We start from the raw sequence: 12,136 nt of genomic DNA on the forward strand, positions 1-12,136 counted from the left end.
ATGTCGCGCTAGGTCTGCAGCACGAAATGCCCGGGCGCCGGCCCCAGCACGCGCCCCAGGCCCATGGCCGGCGGCGCGACGCGCTGCCGGATCGAGTGGCGCACCAGCCATTGCTGCCAGTGCGGCCACCATGAACCCTCGGTGCGTTCGGCGCAGTTGAGCCATGCGTCCGGGCTGCTGTAGCCGATCGGCGACAGGTTGGCGGGACGGCTGCGGTAGCTGCGGTTGGCGTGACCCGGCTCGGAAACGATGCCGGCGTTGTGGCCGCCCGAGGCCAGCACGAAGTCGATCGGCGCCCCGCTCAGCAGGTTGATCTTGTACACCGACCGCCATGGCGACACATGATCGCGCTCGGTGGCCAGCACGAACATCGGGGTCCGCACGTCGGCCAGCGCCACCGGCTTGCCGCCGACCAGGTAGCGCCCTTCGGCCAGGTCGTTGCGCAGGAACAGCCCGTGCAGGTATTCGCTGTGCATGCGGAACGGCAGCCGCGTGCTGTCGGCGTTCCAGGTCATCAGATCGTTGGGCGCGGTGCGCCGGCCCAGCAGGTATTCGTGCATCATGCGCGACCACACCAGGTCGCGCGCATGCAGCAACTGGAACGAGGCCGCCATCTGGTCGCCGTCCAGGTAGCCCTGGTCCCACATCAGCGCATCGAGGAAGGCCAGTTCGCTGTCATCGATAAACAGGCCCAGCTCGCCCGGTTCGCTGAAGTCGGTCTGCGCCGCCAGCAGCGTCATTGACGCCAGCTTGCCATCGGCGACGTACGCGCCCGAATCGAGCGCGGCGGCCGCGATCGCCAGCAGCGTGCCGCCCAGGCAGTAGCCCACCGCGTGCACCGGCGCGCCGTCGCACAACAGGCCGGCCTGGTCGAGCGCGGCAAACACGCCGCGCCGCAGATAGTCGTCCATGCCCAGGTCGCGGTCTTGCCGGTCCGGATTGCGCCAGGACAGCATCAGCACCGTGTGCCCCTGCCGCACCAGATAGCGCACCAGCGAGTTGTGCGGCGACAGGTCGAGGATGTAGTACTTCATGATCCACGACGGCACGATCAGCACCGGCTCGCGGTACACCTGGTCGGTCTGCGGCGTGTATTGGATCAGTTCGATCAGCTCGTTGCTGTAGACCACCGCGCCCGGCGTGACGGCCACATCCTGGCCCGGGACATACCTGGCGCCGACCGGTTCCGGCACCGCCATGTCCGGCGGCGCCAAGTGGCGGGCCAGGTCCTGGCGCCAGTTGAGCGCGCCGTTGACCAGGCTGCGCCCGCCGCTGGCGACCGCCGCCTGCAGCACTTCCGGGTTCGTCCACAGGAAATTCGACGGTGCGCACATATCGAGCAACTGGCGTACCGAGAAGGCGACCACGTCGGCGTGATGCGGCGACACCCCGCAGATGCCGCTGGTGGCCTGGCGCCAGAACTGCTCGATCCGCATGAAGCCCTGCGCATACTGCGCGAACGGCCACTGGCGCCAGACGTCCTTGGCAAAGCGGCTGTCCTGGCTGGGATCGGGCTGCCGTCCGGCGCCGGAATGCGTGCCGGCCGCATACGCGGCCAGTTCGCCGCATTTTCCTGGCGATACGGCCAGATGCTGCAGCCAGTCCTGGAAGGCCAGCGACATCGCGATCGGCGACACCCCGCCGGTCAGCCGCGCCACCTGGCTTTGCAGGTACAGGTCCAGCGCATTGCGGCAATTCGGCGCGGGCGGCGGGGCCGCCGCGATGTCCGGCACTACTTTCAGCGGTGATGTTTCCACATTTCCTCCGTGATATCAGCGATGCAGTACTTATGGTTGGCGCTCGCGTGCCTGAGGCATTTGATCTGCATCAAACGCTTCAGGGACCGCGCTCACTAGACTGCGTTCATGATCGGGTCCAGCGACATCATTGAAAACGTCACCTACGACGAATTGCGGGTCGGCCAGAGCGCGCGCCTGAGCCGCACGCTGTGCCAGGACGACATCGCGGCCTTCGCCGCGGTGTCCGGCGACGTCAACCCGGCCCATGTCGACCCGGAGTACGCCGAGCAGACGCTGTTTCATGGCGTGATCGCGCACGGCATGTGGAGCGCGGCGCTGATCTCGCGCCTGCTGGGCACCTGCCTGCCCGGTCCCGGCACCATCTACCTGGCGCAGACGCTGCAGTTTCAGCGGCCGGTGCGCATCGGCGACGAGCTGCGCATCACCGCCACGGTGACCGCCAAGGACCCGGCCAACCGGCACGTGCTGCTCGATTGCGAGGTCAAGAACCAGACCGGCGCCGTGGTGCTGAGCGGCGTCGCCACCGTGATCGCCCCGGCCGGCAAGGTACGCCGCCCGCGCACCCCGCTGCCGCAACTGAGCCTGTCGCAGGGGCCGCGCCACTACGCCGGCTTGATGGCGGTCGCGGCCCGGTACGAGGCGGTGCGCTGCGCCGTGGTCCATCCCTGCGACGCAGCATCGCTGCGGGGCGCGCTCGACGCCGCGCGCCAGGGCCTGATCGTGCCGCTGCTGCTGGGCCCGGAGGCGCGGCTGCGGGCGCTGGCCGACGCCGCCGGCCTGGCGCTGGACGGCGCGGTCCTGATCGACGTTCCCCACAGCCACGCGGCCGCCGATCGCGCGGCCGCCATGGCCGCCGCCGGCGAGGTCGAGATGCTGCTCAAGGGCAGCCTGGAGGTGGGCGAACTGATGGCCGCCGTGCTGGCGCTGCCGGCCCTGCGCACCAAGCGCCGCCTGTCGCACGTGTTCCACGTCGAAGTACCGCTGTACGACAAGGCGCTGCTGATCTCGGACGGCGTGCTGAACATCAAGCCATCGCTGTCCGACAAGGCCGACATCGTCCGCAACGCCATCGACCTGGCGCAGGCGCTGGGCAACGCCGGGCCCAAGGTGGCCATCCTGTCGGCGCTGGAGACGGTGACGCCGGCCATCCCCTCCACCCTCGATGCGGCGGCCCTGTGCAAGATGGCCGAACGCGGCCAGATCGGCGGCGCGGCGCTGGACGGCCCGCTGGCTTTCGACAACGCCATCTCGCCCGCCGCCGCGCGCGCCAAAGGCCTCGCATCGGCGGTGGCCGGCCATGCCGACATCCTGATCGCGCCCGACCTGGAAGCGGGCAACCTGCTGGCCAGGCAACTGCAATGCCTGGCCGGCGCCGCCGTCTGCGGCGTGGTGCTGGGAGCGGCCGTGCCGATCGCCGCGAGCGGCTGCGCGGACGGCGCCGCCGCACACACCGCCTCGGCCGCGCTGGCGCTGCTGATGGCGCATCGCTACCGGCTGCAGCGGCCTTGAATGCACAGGCGGGACATAGCGAACTTCACGGTTTCAAACCACGCGATGCCCAGCAGCGCGACCAGCACGCAGCCGAGCACCGTGCCGATGCCGGGAACCACGAAGGCAAACAGTGTCCGCAACGGCGCCACGCTGAGCACCAGCAGCAAGAACAGCAAGGTGCCCAGGCTGCCCCAGATGAAATAAGGATTCGCGGCCGCCGTCCGTTTCCATGTGGCCTGCCGCCAGCTGCAATTGGCATGGATCAGGCCCAGATTCGAGCACACCAGGGCGACAAAAGCCGCCGTGCGCGCCATCTCGTCCGAGCCGCTGGCCCAGCGCACCTGAAGATACAGGCCGGCCAGCAGCGCCAGCAGGCCGCCGCCCTGCAACAAGCCACGGATCAGGATTTCCCGGTCGAACAGGTGGCTGTCTCGGTTTCTGGGCTTGCTGGTCATGGCGTCCGCCTCGATCGGCTCGGCCTCAAAAACGATGGAGCAAGCCGGATCGATGATCAACTGGAGAAACAGGATGTGAACCGGCATCAGCAGCATGGGCCACCCCGCCGCCACCGGCAGGATCGACAAGCCGACGATCGGCACATGCACGGCAACGATGAAGGCCAGCGCCTTGCGCAGATTGGCAAACAGGCGGCGGCCGTGTCTTACCGCCGTCAGCAGCGAAGAAAAGTCATCCCCGAGCAGCACCAGCGCCGCCGCCTCCCGCGCCACATCGGTGCCGCGCGCGCCCATCGCCACACCGATGTCGGCCGCCTTCAGCGCAGGCGCGTCGTTGACGCCGTCGCCCGTCATGGCGACGATCTCGCCACAGCTGCGGAACGCCTGCACCAGGCGCAGCTTTTGTTCCGGCGCGATGCGGCAAAAGACCGTGGTATGCGCCAGGCGCTGCCGCAGCCCGTCGTCGTCCATGCCGCGCAGCTCGTCGCCGGACAGCCAGCCGCCATCCGCGCCGGCGATGCCGGCCTGGCGCGCGATCGCCATCGCCGTCGCCGGATGGTCGCCGGTGATCATCACCACGCGCATGCCCGCAGCATGCGCCTGGGCGACCACGGCCGGTACCTCCGGACGCACCGGGTCCGCCAGGGCGAGCAGGCCCAGAAAGACGAAATCGAATGCGTGCTGGTCGTCCGGCAAAGCCCCGTTGCGGAAAGCCGCGCTCGCCACGCCGATCACCCGCAGGCCGTTCCGCGCCATGGCCGCCACCTGCGCCGCGATGCCGGCGGCGCGCGCGGCATCCAGGTGGCACAGGTCGATAATGGCCTCGGGCGCGCCCTTGGCCGCGATCAGATAATCCGGGCCCGCAGGCGCCTGCCAGACGCGCGACATCGCCAGCAGCCGCCGCGACAAGGGATAGTCGTCGATCAGGGTCCAATCGCCATGCAGGCGCCCGCTATCGGCCAGCAAGCGGGCGCCGGCCTGCCCGATCGCCGACTCCATCGGATCGAACGCGGTCCGGTGGCTGGCCAGCACGGCGTACTCAAGCAACTTGTGCAATGCCTGCGGCAACGGCAGGCCGGCCTGGCCGGCGCGATCGTAGTGCGCCTGCTCCGACCACAGCCGGGCGACTTCCATCCGGTTTGCCGTCAAGGTGCCGGTCTTGTCCACGCACAGGACGGTGGTCGCCCCCAGCAACTCGATCGCCGGAATGCTGCGCGCCAACACCTTCTGGCGCGCCAGCCGCCAGGCGCCCAAGCCAAGGAACAGTGTCAGGATGACCGGCAACTCCTCGGGCAAGACCGCCATCGCCAGCGTCAGCCCCGCCAGCAAGCCATGCAGCCAGTCGCCGCGCAGCCACCAGTAGGCGATTCCCAAGGCCATGGCCAGGCCCAGGCCGCCGATGGCGACTTGCCTGACGACCTTGCGCGTTTCCAGTTGAATCGGCGTCAGCTCGCCGCCCAGGTTCGCCAGCGAGGCGCCGATCCGCCCCAGCGCGCTATCGGGCCCGGTCGCCGCCACACGGCCGGACGCCGTGCCGTTGGTGATCAGGGTTCCGGAGTAAACCTTGCCCTGTTTGTCCTTGCCGTCCTGGCGCATGGCTTGCTTCTCGACAGGGACGGACTCTCCCGTCAGCATCGATTCATCGACCATCAGATTGGAAGCGGCGAGCAGGTCGATATCGGCCGGCACGCGGTCTCCTTCGGCCAGCAAGACGATATCGCCGCTCACCAGCTCCCGGCCGGCGATGCGCTGCTGCCTGCCGTCGCGGACCACCAGGGCGCGCGGCGAGGACAGATCCCGCAAGGCGTTGAGCGACTGCTCGGTGCGCCGCTTTTGCAAAAACGTCATGCCGATCACGACGACCACAAAACCCAGCAGCATCAGCGCCTCGCCGCGGTCGCCGAGCAGCATGTAAATGCAGCCGCAAGCGACGAGCAACAGGAACATCGGCTCGGAAACCACATCGACCAGCAAACGCCAGGCACCGAGCGGCCGGGACGCCGGCAGCTCGTTGGGCCCGTTTTGCGCCAGCCGCGCCGCAGCCTCGGCAGCACTCAACCCTTCATTTTCCCGTGTTGGTTCCAGCATCGCAAACATCCCGTCTGACCAGTACCCCGCCGGGGGGCGGCCATCCATTCTGCTGCGCGCGACTTCAAAAAAGATTGATTTGGATCAAGACATCGCAGCATGGCGCACCTCCCCGCACAGCCGCTACCCGTGACTAGCGGCTCAGCGCTTCGGCATACCAGGACGCGGTTTCAGGCGACAATTTCTGAGTCAGCGCCAGCTCCGCCACCTTGCCCCGAAGCTCAACGCAGTCATCGGCCAACGCTGGAAAGCGTCGCTCAAACTCGGCCTTGGGCGGGCCGTGCCGTAATACGACGATATCAAAATCGGCGGCGCCTGCGATATCGCCATTAAAAACCACCTGCTTGCGCGCAGGGTTCGATTGAGAAGGCGTTACTGCGGAAATGGTCCCGAATTTCCCTTGTACTACTTCTGCTTTCATCAGCAATAGCACCAGCAAGCGATTCAGCAGCGCCGAACCGAGACCAAAGATCGACTCATCCATATAGTTAAAGGTGACGTCGGTATCACTACGCTTCAACTTCCGCATACGCTCAAGCAGACTTCCCTCGATGAAAAGCTCGCTATAGCCCTGATAGAGGTTTTCGGGCTGGCCGCCCAGCACCCGGGCTTGCCTTGCGCGCGCGTCCACCTCCGCCATCGCATTGGCCAAAACGCGGAACGCCGGATCCGTGGTCAATTCCTGCACCGCCTGATCATGGCGAAAATGATTGTCCCCCAGACTAGACCGAATCGATGCCCGGGCAACATCCACCAATCCGCCATCGCCGGCCCCCGACACCAGAATGCGGCGAGGCGACGGGAAAGGACCGCTGATGCCATCCCCTCCCCAATAAGAAGACATCTCGACATGCGGCATTGGCGATCGCTCGACACCGAAGCCGCTGGCCAGCAGAACCAAATCGAACGATTGATTAATGGTCGCTTCATTGCCAAGCAACTGAATCCGTTTCGCCCCGCTGCCTTTCTTTATATGGGTAATCACGCTACAAGGCCGGAAAGTCAGCGAATGACCCATCCCATCCTGGTGCCGGTCAAATTCGGCACGCAAATGAGTGACGACGTCATCCGCATAGCCCGCATCCCAATTCATCAACGGCAGCCCCGCATTGCTTCGATCCGAACCTCGCGCCGGCCAATCGTAAATGTGCGGATGCAAGTAACGATGCTGTGCGGACGCCTGCATGGCGAAAGGCGCGTCGTGTTCGTCGTACAGGCTCACGGCGCATCCCAGGCGAGCGGCCGCAACGGCGGCCGTCACGCCGGCCGCGCCAGCGCCGACTATCCCCACTGTTTGACCCGCTTTCAGGTCTCCCACCTCAAACAGCGCGCGAACCAGGCTTAACGCCCGGGCCTGCTGAGCGAAGACCGTGATACGGTGATCGAAACAACCAAGCACATACAAGCCATTCCAATTTTTGGGGCGCAGGCTGATGATGACGTTCTCGGCGTTCCAGTCGGACGGCGGCGACGGCGGCGCTGGCATTGCCGCGGAATTTACTTCCGTCAACACCGGCGATTGCCAGCGGGTGCGGTGGACGGTCTGCGCAAGGCCGCTCATCGCGGGTGGAAGCACAGGGAAGTCCGCAGCGGGTCCCCGGCCGGACTTGCTCGACGGCTGGTCCCAGATTGCGAGCAAGCGGGCGCGGTCGGCGGATTCGTTTTCCATCAACGGCCGGCCAAGATGTAGCGACAGCAGCTCATCGGCTCGCGCTTGATTATGGAGCTCCAACTGAATAAAGCAAGTCAGCCAGCTCGCGCTAGCAGCGTGCAATGGCGCGGTGTCGGCGAAAAATTGATCAAGGATGGCTTGCGCTTTTGAGGCTGCGCCGACACTCAGGCAGCAGTACGCGACTTGGTAAGCGGGTATCTTTTTTGATCGAGAAATTCGCGCTTGCAGGGCAACAACCGCATCGACGGTCCGGGTGGTTTCCTGCTTCAGCAGCAGCAAGCGATACACCTCCGCCAGCGCCGCGTGAAATTCAAAATCATGGAGCTTCTCAGTAATTAACTGTATTTCATGCAGCGCGGACAAATCCAACATGCCAAGTGCAAGACGCAAGGCTTTCTCGACAACGGAATAGTTGCTCGGATGAGAACCGATCAGCGCCATGCCCTTGATTAAGAGGGTGATCGCTTCACTCGTCTTGCCGCAATGATCAAGCAAATCGGCCGCGTCCAAATAGAGTATATGAATATTCGAGTGTGGGCCGATCCGTCCGATCCCATCCTCGAGCAGCAGCAGCGCCTCGTCCGCCTTCCCCTCCGCCACGAGTAGTTCAGCAGCCCTGATGTATAACACGTACAGACTGTACTCCTGGCCTATACGAGCGATCCCTTCACGCAATAACGCAATCGCCTTATCGTTTTTCCCGAGTTCCCTCGACAGTTCCGAACCGCGCTGGTACAACGCAAATAGATTCCGCTCCGGCGGCAAGATCTTCAGCCCATGAGCGGCCATGTCGTTCAATGCTCCCAACTTCCCATTGCATTGTTCGATCAGCTGCGCGCGCAGCAGCCAGGCTTCATGCGGAGACTGGGGGCCGGTTCCCGCTTTTGCATGATCCAAAGCACGTTTGATATCCCCAGGTTGATTCCGTCGCTGCAACAGGCGCGCCAGATAATAGTGCATGCTCATCGCGCCTCCGCTGACCAGCAAGGCCGACAACAGCGCGATCCCCTCGTTGCATTCCTCGGCGAGCGCCGGTACCGGCGTGGTCCATCCCATTCGATCTCTGACATAGCCCTCGAATGCGTGCGCGATTTTCCCCAGTTCGTCCTTGTTGCCCGATTGCGTGTAATGATAGCGGGCCTCGATAAACGCCGCGCCAAGCTTGACCGGCACGCCCTCTATCTTCTTGCCCAAAAAATGGCGTCCATAATGCTTGCCAGCAAGTGCATGATGGCGCTGGCGTAACTCCTTGCTGAGCGGCATAAGTACGGTTTCACGCAATGCCGGATGCAAGGAATAATGGTGCTGCCTGAGTTCCAGCAAAAACCGCAATTGCAACTCTGCCTGCCAATCCGGATACGCCAGCATGCCCTCGCTGACAGCAGCAATCGCGGCGCTGTCGACCGGTCGTCGAAAAACCGCCAATCGCTCAAAGAAACGATCAATTTCAGGAGGCAGCCCCTTCCGGGCGCGCGCGACCATCTCGGTTTCTATACTCCGCAGCAAGCGCGCCGATACCGTCTGCTCCCGCGCCTCCCAAGCTTCGGGGAGGGCGCCAATTAACTCGTTTAGCGGATTATGATGCAAGGCGCCAACAAGGAGCCGAATCGCCCGTGGAAAACCACCCAACCACTTGACTACGTCGAGGCGTCGCTCCTGCGGCAGATCGCTTTCCGCCATGCCACTACTATCCAATTGCGCCGCGAGGAAAGTCAACCCATCCTCTGGAGAAAGGCCGGCGAGCGAATGCTTGTCGCAGCGCTCATTCCAGCGCTGGTTATTCAGCTGACGGCTCGTCAAGAAAAGTATGCGCGCCCGCAACTCTTTTCTGCCGCTGATCTCAGCGATCCATTTCGTTAAAGCCGCAGGCGGCTGGGTCAATTGCTCGTCGAAACTTGCTTGAAATTCGTCGATAACGATCAGCAGCGGCTCACCCAGAAGTGCAAGCAGCGTCGACTCCGTCGGATGACGGGCCAGACGGTCGTCTCCTTTGCGCGCGAGCTCGGCCGCGATCAAAAGGATCAAGTCGTCAATGACGGTCCCGCTCGACTGAGGAAAATCGCAGCGGAGCACTTTCACTCCCGCCATCGCGCTGCGGCAGCGTTGTTCAACGACGTCCGCGATCTCGGTTTTACCGCTTCCCGGGAAACCTTGAAGCATCGCTACCGGAGCCTCGCCCTGCGCCCACCAACCACCGCTAAACCATTCGACCAAATCGTGATGCTGTTTTCCGACTAACCCCAACGTCTCACCTCAATCAAAGAATATTTCGTAGCAGAAACAAAACACTGATTATAGCTACATAACAATATTTGGTGTGAGCACATTAATTGTCAAATGACAACACCACTGATTGCGGTGCTTAGAGCCCTTGCCCGCAGGCATGCAGGTCGAGGATGCCGCGCTCGATGGCCAGCGTCACCGCATGCGTGCGGTCGCTGGCGTTGAGCTTGGCCAGGATGCTCTTCATGTGCACCTTGACCGTTTCCTCCGAAATCGCCAGGTGCATGCCGATGCGCTTGTTGCTCTGGCCGCCCGCGACCAATTGCAGGACCTCGGTCTCGCGCTTGCTCAGCGCGCCTTCATGCCAGTGCTCGGCGATGCCGCTGGCCACCACCGCGGGGATGCTGCGGCGGCCCTCGTGCACGCAGCGCACCGTCGCCAGCAATTCCTTGCGCAACATGCTTTTCAACAGATAGCCGGCGGCGCCGGCGGCGATCGCGCGCTGCGCCAGCACGTCGCCCTCGTAGGTGGTCAGCACCACGATGCGGGCGTTGGGGAATTCCTTGCGGATGGCGATGGTCGCGTCGATGCCGTTCATGTCGGGCATCTGGATATCCATCAGGGTCACGTCCGGCAACACGCGGCGGTAGGCTTCGACGGCCTGCACGCCGTTGGTGGCTTCGGCCACCAGCTGCATGTCGTCTTCGTCGGCGATCACGCTGGCGATGCCTTCGCGGAACATGGGATGGTCATCCACGCTCAGTACGGTAATCGGCGGGTTCTGGGCCGGGTTCATGGATTTCTCAATTAAAGTCGGGCGGACGGCGCCAGCATGACACATACACAATTTTTCCGCCATACCCCCATCTGGGTAGGGGGTACCCCCCGGATCGGGGCGTGGCAACCGGCGGCGAAAAGCTTAATCTTCTGTACAGAATAGCGCAACAACGTAAAGGCCGGACGATCATGCGGGGATTCAGCTCCAGTTTTCCGCGCGGTAGCGCGGGTGTCGGCCTCCTGATGTTGCGGATGGCCGTCGGCCTGCAATTGCTTTCCGAAAGCAATTGCACCGGCGCCCTGCCCTGGTGGCAGGCGGCGCTGGTGACGATCGTCGGCCTGGCGCTGGTGCTGGGCGTGCTGACGCCGGTGGCCGGCGCGCTGGCCGCCGCGTACCAGCTGCTGTGCCTGGCCCATGCCGGCTGGCCGCACGCCGCGCCGCTGTTGATCGCCGCCATCACGGCGATCGCGCTGGTGCTGATGGGCCCGGGAGCCTACTCGGCGGACGCCCGCCTGTTCGGCCGCCGCCGGCTGGTGCTGCCGGCTTCCGCAGGCGATAGCGATCCATTTTAGTTTTAACTTGAGGAGAATGACATGCGACTGGATACCAGGACCTGGACCCAAACCGTCTCCGGCGGTAGCGCCGGCGCCATCGTCCAGCAAGGCGACAGAATCAACGTGGCGATCGCGCACGGCGACGCCATCGTCAGCGCCGGCCTGGCCGCGCTGCTGGGCGCCGGCGCCGACATGCAGGTCGCGGTCGGCGGCGACGCCACCAGCCACGCCGGCGCCGACGTCATCATCGTCGATCATCGCGGCGGCCTGGAATACATGCGCCGCTGCGCCGCCGCCCACCACGGCGAGACGCCGGCGCGGGTGCTGATCGTGACCCAGCTGGAACGCGAGTGGGAAGTGCGCACGGCGATGATGGCCGGCGTGCACGGCTACCTGCTGCAGAACGCCGATCAGGAGCAGTTGCTGACGGCCGTGCGCACCCTCAGCCGCGGCTTGCGCTACCTGAGCGCGGACCTGAGCCGCTGCGTGGCCGACAGCTTTACCCGCATCGGCCTGACCAGCCGCGAGACCGATGTGCTGCAGTTGCTGGCGCAGGGCCAATGCAACAAGTCGATCGCGCGCGAGCTGGGCATCGGCGTCGGCACGGTCAAGACCCACGTCAAAGGTCTCTTTGACAAGCTTGGCGCAACGGCACGCACCCATGCCGTGGTACTGGCGACAAGGCGGGGCCTGGTCGGCGATGGCGCGGCCAGCCAGCACTGACAGGCGAATTTCATTGTCGGTTTGGGCATAAGCCCTGTAAAATCACGGTATGTACGAACCGACACTCATCTTAGGCACGCAACATCGCAAGACGCACTACCAGCGTGTCATGATGTTCTTCGTGCTGATGTTCCTGGCGCTGCAGCTGATCGGCGCAAGTTCGCACAACCACACCTACACCGATCACCAGACGGATTGCGCGGCCTGCATGGTCGCCGATATGCCGGCTGGCGTTCCGCCGCCGGCCGCGGTGGTGGCGCCGGTGGCGATGCTGGCCGGTCTGCCGGCCGCGGTACCGCACTCCGCCAGCTGGATCGCCGTCGTTGGCAACTACCTCACGCCCCCTTCGCACGCGCCGCCCGGCGCCGCTGTTTCCTCCTTCTGATTTCTCT

At 64.6% G+C, this 12,136-nt stretch carries 8 protein-coding genes; 4 read left to right on the forward strand and 4 right to left on the reverse strand.

Annotated features, from left to right (window positions below; all coding sequences use genetic code 11):
* Positions 1 to 8 precede the first annotated feature (8 nt).
* Positions 9 to 1,757 carry a PHA/PHB synthase family protein gene (locus ACEN9F_RS06500; RefSeq protein ID WP_413418995.1) on the reverse strand — a complete coding sequence of 583 codons (1,749 nt, stop codon included), beginning with the start codon at positions 1,755 to 1,757 and terminating at the stop codon, positions 9 to 11.
* Positions 1,758 to 1,865: 108 nt separating this feature from the next.
* Between ACEN9F_RS06500 and ACEN9F_RS06505 the strand changes: the two genes are divergently transcribed.
* Positions 1,866 to 3,269, forward strand: a complete 1,404-nt coding sequence (locus tag ACEN9F_RS06505; RefSeq protein ID WP_413418997.1) for a bifunctional enoyl-CoA hydratase/phosphate acetyltransferase — start codon at positions 1,866 to 1,868, stop codon at positions 3,267 to 3,269.
* Here the strand turns inward: ACEN9F_RS06505 and ACEN9F_RS06510 are convergent.
* The 3 genes from ACEN9F_RS06510 to ACEN9F_RS06520 form a co-directional block, all read right to left on the reverse strand.
* Positions 3,248 to 5,794, reverse strand: a complete 2,547-nt coding sequence (locus tag ACEN9F_RS06510; RefSeq protein ID WP_413419000.1) for a cation-translocating P-type ATPase — start codon at positions 5,792 to 5,794, stop codon at positions 3,248 to 3,250. The genes ACEN9F_RS06505 and ACEN9F_RS06510 overlap by 22 nt on opposite strands.
* 133 nt (positions 5,795 to 5,927) lie before the next feature.
* On the reverse strand, positions 5,928 to 9,710 hold the full coding sequence (locus ACEN9F_RS06515; RefSeq protein WP_413419002.1) for a tetratricopeptide repeat protein: 3,783 nt from the start codon (positions 9,708 to 9,710) through the stop codon (positions 5,928 to 5,930).
* 118 nt (positions 9,711 to 9,828) lie between these two features.
* Positions 9,829 to 10,485 (reverse strand): response regulator, encoded by a 657-nt coding sequence (locus tag ACEN9F_RS06520; protein ID WP_413419004.1) that lies wholly within the window; start codon positions 10,483 to 10,485, stop codon positions 9,829 to 9,831.
* 224 nt (positions 10,486 to 10,709) lie between these two features.
* Between ACEN9F_RS06520 and ACEN9F_RS06525 the strand changes: the two genes are divergently transcribed.
* The 3 genes from ACEN9F_RS06525 (at position 10,710) to ACEN9F_RS06535 (ending at position 12,129) form a co-directional block, all read left to right on the forward strand.
* Positions 10,710 to 11,039 (forward strand): hypothetical protein, encoded by a 330-nt coding sequence (locus ACEN9F_RS06525; protein WP_413419006.1) that lies wholly within the window; start codon positions 10,710 to 10,712, stop codon positions 11,037 to 11,039.
* Between the two features lie 21 nt (positions 11,040 to 11,060).
* A complete protein-coding gene (locus tag ACEN9F_RS06530) occupies positions 11,061 to 11,744 on the forward strand; it encodes a LuxR C-terminal-related transcriptional regulator (RefSeq protein ID WP_413419008.1) in 684 nt (227 codons plus the stop codon).
* A 109-nt stretch (positions 11,745 to 11,853) separates the two neighbouring features.
* The gene (locus tag ACEN9F_RS06535) at positions 11,854 to 12,129 is read left to right on the forward strand and encodes a hypothetical protein (RefSeq protein WP_413419010.1); all 276 of its coding nucleotides are present in this window, start codon (positions 11,854 to 11,856) and stop codon (positions 12,127 to 12,129) included.
* Positions 12,130 to 12,136 lie beyond the last annotated feature (7 nt).

The sequence above is a fragment of the Duganella sp. CT11-25 genome, assembly GCF_047302815.1.
In the GTDB taxonomy this organism is placed as follows: domain Bacteria; phylum Pseudomonadota; class Gammaproteobacteria; order Burkholderiales; family Burkholderiaceae_D; genus Rugamonas.